General features: G+C 61.3%; 10 protein-coding genes. 6 read left to right on the top strand and 4 right to left on the bottom strand.

Annotation, left to right across the window (positions count from 1 at the left end; genetic code table 11):
- Window positions 1–234: 234 nt before the first annotated feature.
- Together FHT86_RS03415 and FHT86_RS03410 are read right to left on the bottom strand one after the other, a co-directional pair.
- Entirely contained in the window at window positions 235–3,399 is a 3,165-nt protein-coding gene (locus FHT86_RS03415) for an efflux RND transporter permease subunit (protein ID WP_409527560.1), read from the bottom strand.
- Window positions 3,396–4,565 carry an efflux RND transporter periplasmic adaptor subunit gene (locus FHT86_RS03410; protein WP_133705535.1) on the bottom strand — a complete coding sequence of 390 codons (1,170 nt, stop codon included), beginning with the start codon at window positions 4,563–4,565 and terminating at the stop codon, window positions 3,396–3,398. The genes FHT86_RS03415 and FHT86_RS03410 overlap by 4 nt, the downstream gene beginning before the upstream one ends.
- 364 nt (window positions 4,566–4,929) lie before the next feature.
- On the opposite strand from FHT86_RS03410, the gene FHT86_RS03405 reads away from it, so the two are divergent.
- A complete protein-coding gene (locus FHT86_RS03405; RefSeq protein WP_133707052.1) occupies window positions 4,930–7,422 on the top strand; it encodes an ATP-dependent helicase in 2,493 nt (830 codons plus the stop codon).
- Window positions 7,423–7,473: 51 nt separating this feature from the next.
- Here the strand turns inward: FHT86_RS03405 and FHT86_RS03400 are convergent, their stop codons facing one another.
- On the bottom strand, window positions 7,474–8,055 hold the full coding sequence (locus tag FHT86_RS03400; RefSeq protein ID WP_133705534.1) for a TetR/AcrR family transcriptional regulator: 582 nt from the start codon (window positions 8,053–8,055) through the stop codon (window positions 7,474–7,476).
- A 135-nt stretch (window positions 8,056–8,190) separates the two neighbouring features.
- Between FHT86_RS03400 and FHT86_RS03395 the strand changes: the two genes are divergently transcribed.
- From FHT86_RS03395 to FHT86_RS03380, 4 genes are all read left to right on the top strand, one after another.
- On the top strand, window positions 8,191–9,201 hold the full coding sequence (locus FHT86_RS03395) for an aldo/keto reductase (RefSeq protein ID WP_210297587.1): 1,011 nt from the start codon (window positions 8,191–8,193) through the stop codon (window positions 9,199–9,201).
- A gap of 339 nt (window positions 9,202–9,540) precedes the next feature.
- Window positions 9,541–10,824: a sugar MFS transporter gene (locus FHT86_RS03390; RefSeq protein WP_133705532.1), complete on the top strand. Its 1,284-nt coding sequence runs from the start codon at window positions 9,541–9,543 to the stop codon at window positions 10,822–10,824.
- A 110-nt stretch (window positions 10,825–10,934) separates the two neighbouring features.
- Window positions 10,935–11,558: a bifunctional nicotinamidase/pyrazinamidase gene (gene pncA / locus FHT86_RS03385; protein ID WP_133705531.1), complete on the top strand. Its 624-nt coding sequence runs from the start codon at window positions 10,935–10,937 to the stop codon at window positions 11,556–11,558.
- Window positions 11,559–11,639: 81 nt separating this feature from the next.
- On the top strand, window positions 11,640–12,725 hold the full coding sequence (locus FHT86_RS03380) for a glycosyltransferase family 4 protein (protein ID WP_133705530.1): 1,086 nt from the start codon (window positions 11,640–11,642) through the stop codon (window positions 12,723–12,725).
- Between the two features lies 1 nt (window position 12,726).
- Here FHT86_RS03380 and FHT86_RS03375 read toward each other — a convergent pair whose 3' ends face one another.
- Window positions 12,727–14,124, bottom strand: coding sequence for a hypothetical protein (locus FHT86_RS03375; RefSeq protein ID WP_133705529.1), 1,398 nt, complete (start codon window positions 14,122–14,124; stop codon window positions 12,727–12,729).
- Between the two features lie 188 nt (window positions 14,125–14,312).
- On the opposite strand from FHT86_RS03375, the gene panC reads away from it, so the two are divergent.
- On the top strand, window positions 14,313–15,188 hold the full coding sequence (panC, locus tag FHT86_RS03370) for a pantoate--beta-alanine ligase (protein ID WP_133705528.1): 876 nt from the start codon (window positions 14,313–14,315) through the stop codon (window positions 15,186–15,188).

The following is a 15,188-nucleotide window of genomic DNA, read 5'->3' as shown; positions in this document are numbered from 1 at the left end:
GGACACAACAATACGCAACAAGCACAAGGAGACATTGGAACCATGCCGCGAGCTTTCATGCGCGCGGGCCGACCAAGTCGGCGAACGTTGAGCCCGGCAAAAACAGCGCCTGAACTCCAGCGGTTACAGGCACCTATGATTAGCAATCATGCTTAAAAAAGGGATAATCGAAACGGGCGATTTACCATAAATCGCCCATCGACCCGGAAATGACCCGTCTTGTTGAGATCGCGGTTACTCCGCCGCCCTGAGCTTGGTCACCTTTGCGCGCAACGCCGCTTCCGACATCTCCTCGTGCAGGCGCAGCTCCTCATGCGCCTGCGGCTTGGCGAAGCGGGCGATCAGGAGATAGGCGACGGGTGTGATGTAAAGCGTCACCAAGGTCGCAAAACCAAGGCCGCCAACGATCACCCAACCGAGCGCGATTCGCGCTTCCGCGCCCGCCCCGTGGGCGAATACCAAGGGCACGCCGCCGAGAATGGTGGCGATCATCGTCATCATCACCGGGCGCAGACGCAGCGCACAGGCTTTTTCGATTGCCGCGCGCACGCTCTCGCCCTTGTCACGCAATTGATTGGCGAACTCCACGATCAGGATGCCGTTCTTTGCCATCACGCCGACAAGCAGCACGAGCCCGATCTGGCTGTAGATGTTGAGGCTGGAACCCGTGATGACGAGCGCGAACACGGCGCAGGCAAGGCCGAGCGGCACCGTCGACATGATGATCAATGACGACAGCACGCTTTCGAACTGTGCGGCAAGCACCAGGAAGATGATGACGATGGCAAAGCCGAAGGTCAGCGCCATGCCGCTGGAATTCTCCTCCAGCGTCGCTGCCTCCGCGAGAGGGATCAACCGTGCACCGGGCGGCAAGAGCGGCGCGGCGATCGCCGTCACCTGCTCGACCGCCTGGCCGAGCGACATGCCGGGCTTCAGGCCGGCGGTGATAGCGACGGAAGCAAGCTGTTGCTCGCGGGTGAGCTGCGGCGCGACCGCCCCCTCCTTCAGGCTGGCGATGACGGACATCGGTACGATCTTGCCGTCACCAGTCTTCAGGAAAACGTTTTCGAGATCGGTCGGATCGTCGATCGGCCGCATGGTCGAAGTCAGAAGCACCGGATAGGCCTCGCCGGCGACAAAGACATCGACGACGGAGCGCCCTTCGAGCAGCGATTGCAGCGCCGTCGACAGGCCGGTGATATCGACACCGAGATCGGAGGCGCGCTCACGGTCGATCGCGACGGAGACCTGCGCCTGCGTCGGTTCGTTGTTCAACCGTGGCGTATCGAACTGCCCGGTGGCGTCCAGCGCCTGCACCAGCTTCAGGGCCGCTTGCGTCAGCGCCTCGTGGTCATTGCCGGTCAGTGCCATTTGCACGCCACTGCCGGCACCACGGATGCGCAGGCTGTTCGATTGGATGACATTGCCGCGCAGCGCAGGCACCTGGGCCATTGCCCTGTTGATATCGGCGACAATTTCAGTCTGCGTGCGATGGCGGTCGCTCCAGGGCGCGAGCGTCAATACCATGAAGCCGCTGTTCATCTGCCCATTCTGGCCGGAGATCGCATAGACGTTGCGGATGTCGCCGCTATCCATCAATGGCTGCAGATTCTCCTCGACACGCTGCAACTGATCCTTGGTGTAGTCGAGGCTCGCGCCTTGCGGCGTGGTCAATCTCAGCATCACCATGGCACGGTCCTCATTCGGCGTCAGCTCGCTCTTGACGCCCATGAAAGCGAGGACCGCGGCGGCGGAAAAGATCGCGCAGAAGACCATGACCACCAGCGGCGCATTCAGGCAGGCCCGGAGCGTGCGGCGATAGACGCTGGAAAACAGCTCGCCGAAGCGGCCGAGCATGCCGTGATCTTCGCGCATCTCCTTGGTCAGCATGCGCGAGGCCAGCATCGGGCAAAGCGTCAGCGCCACGATCGACGACAGACCGACGGAGAAGGCGAGCACGAAGCCGAACTCACGGAACAGGCCGCCCACCTGTCCTGGCAGGAAGGACAGCGGAATGAAGACGGCGGCAAGGGTCGCGGTCGTCGCGATGACTGCGAAGAAGACCTCGCGCGTGCCAAGAACGGCGGCCGCCCGCGGTCCCATCTTTTCCGACCTGCGCCGTACAATGTTTTCGAGAACGACGATGGCGTCGTCGACCACAAGGCCGGTCGCGAGCACGATCGCCAGTAGCGTCAGGATATTGACGGAAAAACCGACCATATAAAGCGCCGCCAGCGTGCCCGTCAGCGCGACCGGCATGGTGACGGCCGGGATCAATGTCGCGCGCCAGTCCCGCAGGAAGAGATAGATCACGACGGTGACGATCAACGCCGACAGCACCAGCGCCAGTACCACCTCATGAATCGCCCCCTGGATGAACACGGCGTCATCGCTGGTGATGGCGATGCGGGTGCCTTCGGGCAGCGATTTCGACAATTGCGCCACCACGGCTTTCACGCCGTTGGAGATGTTCAGCGTATTCGACTGTGCTTGGCGGATGATACCAAGGCCCACGCCCTGCACGCCATTGGAGCGCAGCGCTGTCGTGCCGTCACGGGGGCCGAGCGTCACGGTCGCGACATCGGCCAGCCGGATGCGATCCTTGATGATTAGCCGTGAGAAATCCTCGGGCGTCTGCAGCGCGGCCGTCGCGCGCACGACGATATCCTGCCGCGTGCTCTTCAGCGATCCCGCCGGGACATCCAGCGCGGCCGTCGCGAGCGCCGTCGTCAGATCGCCGATTGTCAGCCCACGCCCGGCAAGCGCTGCCTGATCGACATCGATACGGAAAATTTTCTCCTGGTCGCCGTAGAGCTCCACATCGGCAACACCATCGACGGAGGCCAAGCGGTCGGTGATCTCGTTGTCGACCAGTTGCGTCAAGTCGTCCATGGTCAGCGTGCTGGAGGTGACGGCAAGGCGCATGATCGGCTGCGAATCCGAATCCGCCTTGACGATCTGCGGCGCATCCGCTTCCTCGGGCAACTGCTCTGCGACACGGCCGATGGCATCGCGAACATCATTGGCAGCGACGGAAAGATCGGTCGCAGTGGTGAATTCAAGCGTCACGCGGCTCTGGCCGAAGGAGGAGTTCGAAGACATCGATTTCAAGCCGCTGACGCGTGCGACCGCACCTTCGATAACCTTGGTCAGCTCCTGGTCCACGGTCTGCGGCGCGGCGCCATCGAACATGGTCCGCACGGTCACCACGGGACGGTCGACATCGGGCAGCTCACGCACCTCGACGCCGAAATAGGCGGCAAGGCCGGCAACGACCATCAGCGTATTGAAAACCAGCGCCAGGATCGGCCGGCGCACGAAGAGAGCGGTGAAAGTTTGTTTGCCGGTACCTGTGCCGGCCTCAGCAGCGTCGCCAGCGTCGTTGTGATGCCCCATCATTGCGTGACGACCTCCGCCGCCTCGGCAACATCACGGGCAAAGCGCACCGCACCGCCCTCGGTTACCCGCTGCAATCCTTCGGTGACGATCAGGTCACCATTCTCGAGAGCGCCCTTGACCAGCACCGCATCCGGATTGCGCTGCACGACGTTGACGCGCACCTTGGACGACTTGCCGTCGACGATGCGCCAGACATAGGAACCCTCTCCGTCCCATTGCACCGACAGCGGATCGACGGAAGGATAGGTCTCGCCGGCAAAACGCATGCCGACATTGAAGGACATGCCGGCGCGTAGCTCGTCGGATGCATTGTCGATACGAGCGCGGATACGCAGTGTCCGGCTGGTGCCGTCGATCCGGTTGTCCACCGCCTCCACAGCGCCCGAGAACTGTCGCCCCGGCAGAGCCACCGATGTCGCGTCGACCGGCTGGTCGACCTTGACCGTGTTGGCGAAACGCTCCGGTACCCAGTAGTCGACAAGGATTTCGGAGCGGTCGTCGAGCGTGACGATGCTGGTCGTCGTGGTGACGTTGTCGCCGATGACGACGGGCACAATGCCGACAATGCCGTCGATCGGCGCGACGATATCCCGACGCTTCAGCGCCAGCTCGGCCGACTGCAGCGCCAGCCTTGCACCTTGTTCGGCGATTTCGGCGTCGAAAACATCCATGCGGGACACGCTGGATTTGATGGTGTGATAGAGCTCCGATTTCTCGGCTGCGCTCTTCAGCGCCACTTCCGCCTGGCCCCGGGCGATGATCTGCTCGTCATTGTCGAGGCGAGCCAGGACCTGCCCGTGCTTCACCCGGTCGCCGGATTTGATGAGGATCTCGCGGATCATGCCCGCCGCCTGCGGCGTGACCACGACGGAGCGGATGGCATCGCCGGTACCGATGGCGCTGAGACGATCGTTGACCACGCCACTCACCACGGCCTCAGTCACCACCAGCGGCGTATTGGTGCCATGCCGCCCGTTGCCGGGCGTAGCGGCATTGCCCTTTCCCGCTTCGTCTCTGCCGTCAGCCGGTGCAACTACCGCCACCCATGGCTGAGGAACGCCGATTTTCGTCAGCAATCCGGCCGTGCCGGGCACGAAAATCAACGCCGCGGCGCATCCGGCCACGAGCACGATGAGAGATAGGAAAAGCTGCTTCCAGGCGGTCATGCACGTCTCCGGCTCGGGTTGTCAGAGGCGATGAAATCGCGTCGTAAATTCAGCATGGTCTCTCCAAGAATCCTTCGCGTTTCTCGGGACCACGCTACAGGCGAAGTGGCAATATGCCGCACGATTCCGCCCTATTTTCAGCAATATCGATCTTTTGCCGTTCTGCGGCAAGATTTGCACGGCATTATGACGAAGTTGTAATCTTGCCGTGAACAACGGCACGTTTCGATGCTCGCCAGTAAACGGCCGCAGAATACGCGAGGTGAATTATTCAAAGGCTTGCGCACGGAAAAATGTGCACTTTTTGTTCTATTTCCCGGCCGTTTCTTTTGCCTTTCGGGGCAGAATCATTACATTGAGCCGCATGACTATCGGACATGACGACATTCCCTTCTTTGACGAGGAGCCGGAGCACCTTGCTCCGCATGCGGCGATGCGCCGGCCTGCGCCCGCACCCGGCCCCGCAGGCGGCGGCATCGCGGCCCGCGCCATGGCGGCGCGTGATAGCGGCCGCCGGCCCGACTATCTCGCCGGCCTCAATCCGGAACAAGCCGAAGCAGTCGAGACGTTGGATGGGCCGGTTCTCGTGCTCGCTGGCGCAGGCACTGGCAAAACCCGCGTGCTGACGACCCGCATCGCCCATATCCTTTCCACGAACCGCGCTTTCCCCTCGCAAATTCTCGCCGTCACCTTCACCAACAAGGCCGCGCGCGAGATGAAGGAACGTATCGCGTTGCTCGTCGGCGGCGCCGTCGAAGGCATGCCCTGGCTCGGCACCTTCCACTCGATCGGCGTCAAGCTGCTGCGCCGTCACTCCGAATTGGTGGGCCTCGCCTCCAGCTTCACCATTCTCGACACCGACGATGTCGTGCGGCTGATCAAGCAGCTGATCCAGGCAGAGGGCATCGACGACAAGCGCTGGCCGGCCAAGCAATTCGCGGGGATGATCGATACCTGGAAGAACAAGGGTCTCAGCCCGGCCGAGATTCCCGAGGGCGATGCCCGCGCCTTCGCCAACGGCAAGGGCCGCGAACTCTATACCGCCTATCAGGCCCGCCTGAAGACGCTCAATGCCTGCGACTTCGGCGACCTTTTGCTGCATCCGATCAATATGTTCCGACAGAACCCGGATGTATTGAAGGAATACCACCAGCGTTTCCGCTATATCCTCGTCGATGAGTATCAGGACACCAACACGGCGCAATATATGTGGCTGCGTCTGCTGGCGCAGCGGCCAAAGGGCGAATTGCAGAATGTCTGCTGCGTTGGCGATGACGACCAGTCGATCTATGGCTGGCGCGGCGCGGAAGTGGACAACATCCTGCGCTTCGAAAAGGATTTTCCCGGCGCCAAGGTGATCAAGCTGGAGCGCAACTACCGCTCCACCGAGCACATTCTCGGTGCCGCCGCGCATCTGATCGCGCATAATGAGGGCCGGCTCGGCAAGACGCTGTTCACCGACCGCTCCGATCCCGACGACGTCAAGGTGCAGGTGCATGCCTCCTGGGATTCGGAGGAGGAAGCCCGCGCCATCGGCGAGGAGATCGAGCAGCTTCAGCGCGGCGATTCCAGCGGTGTCAGGCACAATCTCAACGACATGGCGATTCTGGTGCGCGCCTCCTTCCAGATGCGCGAGTTCGAAGATCGCTTCGTCACGCTTGGCCTCAACTACCGCGTCGTCGGCGGCCCGCGCTTCTACGAGCGCCTCGAAATCCGCGATGCCATGGCTTATTTCCGTCTCGTCTGCCAGCCGGCCGACGACCTTGCCTTCGAGCGCATCGTCAACACGCCGAAGCGCGGTCTTGGCGACACCACCGTGCGCGCATTGCACGATTATGCCCGCGTCCGCGACATTCCGATGTTGGCGGCGGCAGCTGACATCATCGAAACCGATGAGATGAAGCCGAAGCCGCGCAAGGCACTGTTCGACGTCGTGCAATCCTTCCGTCGCTGGCAGGGTCTTCTCGAGAACACTCCGCACACCGAGCTTGCCGAGCAGATCCTCGAGGAGTCGGGTTATACCGACATGTGGAAAAACGACAAATCGGCGGAAGCACCGGGACGGTTGGAAAACCTGAAGGAGCTCATCCGCTCGATGGACAGCTTCGAGTCGATGCGCGGCTTCCTCGAACACGTCGCCCTCGTTATGGACGCCGAGCAGAACGAGGATATGGACGCCGTCTCGATCATGACGCTGCACTCCGCCAAGGGCTTGGAATTCGAAACCGTTTTCCTGCCCGGCTGGGAAGAAGGCCTGTTCCCGCACCAGCGCTCCCTCGACGAAAGCGGCCGCGCCGGCCTGGAGGAAGAACGCCGCCTCGCCTATGTCGGCCTCACCCGTGCAAAGCGCCGTTGCCACATCTGGTTCGTTTCCAATCGCCGCATTCACGGCCTCTGGCAATCCACGATCCCCTCGCGCTTCCTCGACGAATTACCGGAAACGCACGTCGAAGTCGCCGAGATGGAGCAATCCTATGGCGGTTACGGCAGAGGTGGTTACGGCCAGTCGCGCTTCGACAAGGCAGACCCCTTCGCCAACTCTTATTCCACCCCGGGCTGGAAGCGCGCCCAGGCGAACAAGACCGACGCCACCCGCGACAACTGGGGCTCGCGCTCAGGCCACGCCGTCGAACGCATCGGCTACGGCGAAAGCGGTCCCAAAACCCGCACAATCGACGGCGAACTCGTGGCCAAATCCACCTCCGCCGAACCCTCCAAATTCGCCGTAGGCGACCGCGTGTTCCACATCAAGTTTGGCAACGGCAATGTCTGCGAGATCGAGGGGAACAAGCTGACGATCGATTTCGATCGAGCGGGGCAGAAAAGGGTGTTGGACGGATTTGTGGAGAGGGTGTGAAGTTGCCGAGGGCGTCTTTCCGCCGGGAGCGGCCATTGTCGACGTTCACTATCAACTCGGCCACGCCTTGAGCGCTCTCTCGACCGTGCCGTAAAGCTGCTCTCGTTTTGCACCCGATCGGGCGTCGAAGGCCATCCCCCATCCAACGGACATTAGGAAACGAGCGAGTTCGTCGGGATCAGCACCAGGAGGCAGATCCCCGGACGCTTTCGCCTCCTGAAGCCGATCGCGCAATCTCGCACGCCGGGCTTCGCGAAGCTTTGATAGCTCGCCTCGGATCGGACCTGCGTCATCGGCGCCCGCCAGCGCGCAGTTTACCGCCAGGCATCCGGGCGGATGAGAGGCGTCCGTGTAAAGATCGGCCATGCGACAGAGCATGAGTTCGGCGGCGCCTCGCGCGGTCGGCTCGTTCAACGCCGCCTCAGCGTAGCTTAAGCGCGTTTCGAGATAGTGCTCGAGCACCCGAAGGAACAGACCGTCCTTGCTGCTAAACGCAAAATAGAAGCTCGGTGGCGTTATACCCATGGCGTTGGTCAAATCGGCAACCGACGTCCTCTCATAGCCATTTCGCCAGAATAGGTCCGTCGCCGTCTCAATCGCCTTATCGATATCAAGAACCCGCGGTCGTGCCATCTGCTCCCTGCCTCATCTCAGCCATCCTACGCTCTATAGTGATCACTATATAATGTTCTTGACGGATCAAGCAAACCATTAAATATAGCGATCGTTACAATTCATTTGCCGTCTCGCTCAGCGTACGGCCTTCTGTTGAACGGAGCTTTCATGCAATTCAAAAAGTTTAGTCGCACCGGTCTTATGGTGTCCCGCCTCTGCCTTGGAACTGGAACGTTTGGCAAACAAACCGACGAAGCCGAATCGTTTCGGGTCCTTGATAAGGCGGCGGATGCCGGCGTGAATTTTATCGACACCGCTGACATATACCCCGGCGGCGCCACTATGTCCGAGGTGGGAAGATCCGAGGAAATCACGGGCCGCTGGCTGAAGGGCAAGCGCGACCGTTTCATTCTCGGAACCAAGGGCGGGGGGCCAATGGGAGCATCCTCATGGGATCACGGCTCGTCCCGCAAGCACTTGCTCGATGCTATCGACGCATCCCTCCGTCGCCTGAATACCGATTATGTGGATCTTTATCAGGTTCATATGGACGACGCCGAGACGCCACTGGACGAAACCGTCGAGGCGCTCGACGCGATCGTTCGGTCGGGCAAGGCGCGCTATATTGGCGTCTCGAATTTCCTGGCCTATCGCTTGGCGCGTGCTATCGGCCGCCAAGACACTTTGAGGTTGGCGCGTTTTGTTTCTGCGCAGCCACGTTACAACCTTCTGTTTCGAGAGATCGAACGCGAACTGCTACCGCTTGCCCAAGAGGAGAATCTGGCAGTTATCCCGTTCAATCCTCTCGCTGGTGGTCTCCTAAGCGGAAAATATCAACCTGATGAAAAGCCCGATACCGGACGTTTCTCAGCAGAAGTCGGTCAGTTCGGCGCCATGTACATGGCTCGCTATTGGCATCAGCGCGAATTCGAGACAGTCGGCAAGCTACGCGAGATAGCCAACGAAATCGGCGAACCTCTGACAAAGCTCGCGATAGCGTGGGTGCTAGCAAATTCGACGATCACCTCAGTCATTCTCGGGGCGAGCCGGACAGAGCAATTAGCTGACACGCTTGCAGCCGCAGACTATAAGCTCGAACCGGACCTAAAGGCGAAGCTTGACGATCTCACCGCTGAATACCGTCGAGGTGACGCGACACGATAGAGATGCCACACAGGCCCCCGAATAACCCCGGGGGCCCGCTCTGCAATTACAGCGACTGCCGGGTAGCCATCAGGACTAGGACGGTACGAGCTCGCCGCTCCGGACGCTGGCAAAATCGCTGACGGGAGACGTTTTCCATCCCGCTCACAGCATCCCAGCCGTGCCAAATCCGCATCGCTAGCACACTACCAATCTCGGACCAATCGCTTATATCGAGTTTTGCGGCTTCGAGTTACCGCGCGTCTCGCGATCTCCCGGCAAGCCGTTGCCAGCCTGCCGTTCGGCTTACCCAAGGGCCCCCACCCTCGTCTGGCAAAATCAAAATTCGAGGACAAAAAAGTGGTTGGCATAGCAACAAGCTCTGCGCCCACAAGCGCCGGTGCATCCGCACGCCAAGGCCAGGGCAATTATCAATTCGCGCTCATCGCACTCACCTCACTCTTTTTCATGTGGGGCTTCATCACTTGCCTGAACGACATTCTGGTGCCGCATCTGAAGAGCGTCTTTCAGCTCAATTACACCCAATCGATGCTGATCCAGCTCTGCTTTTTCGGCGCCTATTTCATCGTCTCACTGCCTGCAGGCGCGCTGGTCAAGCGCATCACCTATAAATGGGGCATCGTCGTCGGCCTCGTCATCGCCGCGATCGGCTGCGCTCTCTTCATCCCGGCCGCCAGTTACCGAGTCTACGCGCTCTTTCTCGGCGCCCTCTTCGTGCTCGCCGCCGGCATCACCATCCTGCAGGTCGCAGCCAACCCTTATGTCACCGTGCTCGGCCCGCCCGATACCGCAGCCAGCCGCCTGAATCTGACGCAGGCCTTCAATTCGCTCGGTACCACGCTCGCCCCTTGGTTCGGCGCCATGCTGATCCTCTCAGCTGCAACGGTCGCAATCACCAATGCGACGCCGGAGCAGCTCGATGCGATCAGGCTTACCGAAGCCAGCGCAGTGAAATTCCCCTACCTACTGCTCGCCGCAGCCTTCCTGGTGCTTGCCGCCGTCTTCGCGGCGCTGAAACTGCCGGAGGTCGAAGACGAGGAGACGATCGAGCCCATGCGTGGTGGTGGATCGGCCTGGCAATATCGCCACCTCGTTCTCGGCGCGGTCGGCATCTTTCTCTATGTCGGCGCCGAAGTCAGCGTCGGCAGCTTCCTGGTCAACTTCCTGAGCCAGCCGGACATCGCCCATCTCTCGGAGGCCGATGCCGCCCACTATGTCTCCTATTTCTGGGGTGGTGCCATGATCGGCCGCTTCATCGGCTCGGTGGTCATGCGCCATGTCGACGACGGCAAGGCGCTGGCTTTTAACGCCGCAATCGCTGCCGTCCTGCTGCTGATAACCGTGCTCTCGACAGGCCATGTCGCCATGTGGTCGGTGCTGGCGATTGGCCTCTTCAACTCAATCATGTTCCCGACGATCTTCAGCCTCGCGCTGCACGGTCTCGGCAGATATACCAGCCAGGGCTCTGGCATCCTCTGCCTCGCCATTGTCGGCGGCGCTGTCCTGCCAGTGATCCAGGGCGGACTTGCCGACACCATCGGCATCCATCTCGCCTTCCTGATGCCCATCATCTGCTATGCCTACATCGCCTTCTACGGCCTCAAGGGCCACAAGCCCGCGTAACCTCTCGAAAACCGTCGCGCCCCACCTTATCTTCAGGTGGGGCATAAAAGGCTTGATCCGACGCGCAACGCTTGACATCGTTGCAGCGCAATAGAGATGGAAGGATAGCCATGAAAGCGCTGCTGCTGATCGACATCCAGAATGGTTTCTGCCCCGGCGGCAATCTGCCGGTGCCGGATGGGCATCAGGTGGTTTCTATCGCCAACAGGCTGATCGATAGCGGCAAATACGACATGGTCCTCGCCTCCCAGGACTGGCATCCCGCAGACCACGGCAGCTTCGCCTCCGCCCATCCCGGCAAGAAGCCCTTCGAAATGGGCATGCTCACCGGCAAGCCGCAGATGATGTGGCCGGATCATTGCGTCCAGAATACCGAAGACGCCATGCTTCACCCTGACCTGAACCTCGACGGTATCGACTTCATCCAGCAGAAAGGTCAGAACCCGACCGTCGACAGCTATTCCGCTTTCCGCGACAATGATCAGGCAGCCCTCACCGGGCTTGCCGCGCACCTGCGCGCAGAGGGCATTACCCAACTCGACATCTGCGGGCTGGCGACGGATTATTGCGTTAAATTTTCGGCGCTGGACGCCGTTGAAATGCTGCCGGGCGTTACGGTCCGATTCATCGAGGACGCCAGCCGAGGCATCGATCCGGCCGGTGTCGAGGCGGCGATCAACGAAATGCGGGTACGCGGCGTCACCATCATCGGCAGCGAAGACGCACTTGCTTAAAATCCCTCCTATCAGGCTAAACCTTCTCTAAAGAAAATGGCGCAAGCTGTTCCCGATATTGAAGATATTGGGACATTTCGCGTGCAGTCGATCACCATCAACGGCCGTTTCCTCAGCCAGCCCTTATCGGGCGTGCAGCGTTTCGCCCGCGAGCTGACGCTGGCGCTCGACCGCAAGATCGCTGCCGGCACTGTGCCCGCTGCACTGAAGGGTATCAACTGGCGGCTGGCCGTCCCGCGCGATACCCCGGTCGATATCGGGCTTTCGGCCATATCGGTCGACGCCTTCAGCTCCGGCCCCGGACACGTCTGGGAACAGACGGCGCTGCTTGCCCATTCGCGAGGCGGGCGATTGATCGGCTTCGGGGGCAGCGGTCCGCTGCTCCATCGCCGCCAGGCCGTGGTCATCCATGACGTGACGATCTTCCGTCATCCACAATCCTTCAAGCGCAGCTATCGCCTGCTGCACGGCGCACTCGGCTCGGTGCTGACCCGCACCGCGAAGATCGGCACCGTGTCGGAATTCTCGCGCAGGGAATTGGCCTCCGTCTTCCATGTCCCTTCCGACGGCATCGATGTCGTCTACAACGCCGTCGATCATTTCGCCGCCATCGAGCCGGATGAGACGATTATCGGGCGCCTGGGTCTCAAAACGAATGGCTTCTTTCTGCTGGTTGGCACGATGAAGCCGAACAAGAACCTCGATTTCGCCATTCGCGCCTTCGAGGCGCTGGGCGACCCCGATCAGAAGCTGGTGGTCGTCGGCGGCACCGCGCCGACTGTGTTCAAATCGGATGGCCCCGAATCGAACGATCACATGCTCTTTCCCGGGCGGCTCAGCGACGCAGAAATTGCCGCGCTCGAGCGCCACGCCACCGCTTTCGTCTTCCCAAGTCTCTATGAAGGTTTCGGCATCCCGCCGCTCGAGGCCATGACGCAGGGTTGCCCGGTGCTCGCCGCAGACATCCCCGCCGTGCGAGAAGCCTCCGGCACCGCCGCACTCTATTTCGACCCGACCCGGCAGGATGAACTGGTTGCGGCCATGCGCCAGATCGCCGGCGATGAAACGCTGCGCGAGGACCTGCGCCAAAGGGGCCGCGAGAATGTTGCCCGTTTCTCCTGGGACCGCAGCGCCGACCGGGTGCTGACCATGTTGGAAGATCTATGATCTACGACTGGGTCTGCGGGCGGAACATCTTGACGAAATAGCTGTAGAGGCCAAGCAGACAGAAGGCCGCGCCGCCGGCGATTCCCGTGCCGACCGAAATCCACAGCGAATAATCGAAGCCGGCGGTCGCAAATACCGGCACGGCAAGCCCGGCGGCGGAAAGCACAACCGGCTGCCAGATGAAATCAAAGGGCAGCGCCATCAGCACTTTCACGCCGATCACCATTGCGATCAGCGCCCCGATCATGCCGCCCGCCACCAGTGCGCCGTCGCTGAAGGAAGTAAGATAACCGCCTGCAAGTGCGCCTGCATTGAGCAGCGCGCAATCCACTACGGCCAGCAAAAAGATTGCCAGCAGTCGATGGCGCAGATGCGCCGGCGTCGGCAGCATGTTGAGCGTCAAGGCCCGGCAGACCGACAGGCCGGTGACGAACGGCGCTGCACTCAAAAAGCCATCGCGCAGACCCTGTGCGATGACGAATTGGCCGACCGGTTGGAGCAACGCAAAGATCCCTGCTGCCGTCATCAAGGTGAAACCCGTAAGCAGCGAATAATAAGCGCCAAGCTGCCGCCTGAACGCCGGTGTCGCGCCCTCGCGGTCGTAGGTTGCGACCACATCGGGATACTGGATAGCCTGCAGAGCCGAGACAATGAGCACGAAAGGCCTCTGCAACAGGTCGAGCGCCAATAGCGCGCCCGCTGCCCCTCCTGCTCCCAATGCTGCCGTCAGGATCGATTTCAACCCAAGCGGCGCCAAAAGCCCGATGACCGAGGCGCCGGCCGCGACACTGCCATAGACAAAATGCTTTCGCACCAGGGGCAGCTGGAAACCGGCCGCCTCGCGCAAACTGTTGCGGGTCAGGAACATTGCCAGCGCACTATAGGCGACATAGCCGGCGAGCAAGCCAGCGACCGCATAAGCGAAATTCGGCATGATCGCCGCACCGGCCAATGTGCCGACCGCCAGAATTGTGGCCCGCGAACCCTGCAGCCGCGAGAAGGCCCGAAACTCCTGACGGAAACGCAGCATAGTCAGATGCAGGTCGCTGCCGCCCTGAAAGATCGCTACCAGGCCCCCGAGCACCGCGATCTCCGTCGGCACGGCGAAGAAGGTCGACGCGACCGCGGCCAGGATGCAGATCACGGCGCAAGCAGCAAATTGGACGCTCAATGCCGTACGTTCCGCTGCCTCGCTGCCTGCCGCCTGGCCCGGATAGAAGCGGCTGCAGGCGAAGCGGATCCATTCGAAACAGAAGATCGCCGCGAACTGGCTGATGGAGATGAACAGCGAATAAGCGGCATAATCCGCCGGCGACAGCAAATGCGCGACCGCGATCAGCAGCCCGAAGGCCACCGCCGCCTGATAAAAATATGCCGCCAACGCTACGATCTTTGCCATGGCGGCAGCTAACAGCAAAAGATTGAGAAAAGCGCTAAGCTATATGCGCAACATATGATGGACAGGGGCCAGAGGATGTCCTCCTTGAATTGCCTTTTTGCACCGCACACGTTAGAAGGACGCGCCAAATCAAAGGGGTGGGAGACGGAGAGGCGTTGGGCGGCGTCAGTCCGTGGAGGAGTGCCAGCATGGAAACGATTACCACGATAGCCGCATTGCGCGAACACCTTTCCTTCCACCGCAAGACCGGGAAAAGCATTGGCCTGGTGCCGACCATGGGCTATCTGCACGCCGGCCACATGGAGTTGGTCGCCCGCGCCCGGGCGGAAAACGACATTGTCGTCGTGTCGATCTTCGTCAATCCATTGCAATTCGGCGCCAACGAGGACCTTGCAAAATATCCGCGCGACCTCGAGCGCGACAGCGCCGTGCTGCGCGACGCCAAGGTCGATTTCCTCTTCGCACCCGGTGTGGCCGACATGTATCCGCGGCCGATGGCGACGCTCGTCGATGTGCCGAAGCTTGGGATGGAACTGGAGGGTGCGGTTCGCCCCGGCCATTTCTCCGGTGTTGCCACGGTCGTCACCAAGCTTTTCAACATCGTCCAGCCCGACAGCGCCTATTTCGGCGAGAAAGACTATCAGCAGGTGGCGATCATCCGCCGCATGGTGGACGATCTGGCTCAGCCGGTCCGCGTCGTGCCGGTGCCGACCGTCCGCGATGCCGATGGCTTGGCGCTGTCCTCGCGCAACGTCTACCTCTCGAAGGAAGAGCGCGCTGCCGCCGACATCGTACCGCAAGCGCTGGCTGAAGCCGAACGGCTCTATGGTGAGGGCGCCGACGATCCCGCCGCCTTCGAGGCAGCACTGCGTGCGTTCATTGCCAGCGAGCCGCTGGCAATGCCCGAAGTCACCGCTGTCCGAAATCCCGATACACTGGAACCGCTGACGAAACTGCAGGGACAGCCTATCCTCGTCGCCCTCTTCGTCCGCTTCGGCACCACCCGACTACTGGACAACCGCGTCATTGGTCTCAAGCAGGCCGCCAGCGACAAGGCCGCCTGA

This window comes from Rhizobium sp. BK313, assembly GCF_014193655.1.
In the GTDB taxonomy this organism is placed as follows: domain Bacteria; phylum Pseudomonadota; class Alphaproteobacteria; order Rhizobiales; family Rhizobiaceae; genus Rhizobium.
Note: the sequence above shows the minus strand (reverse complement) of the source record. Positions and strands in the feature narration are given on the sequence as shown.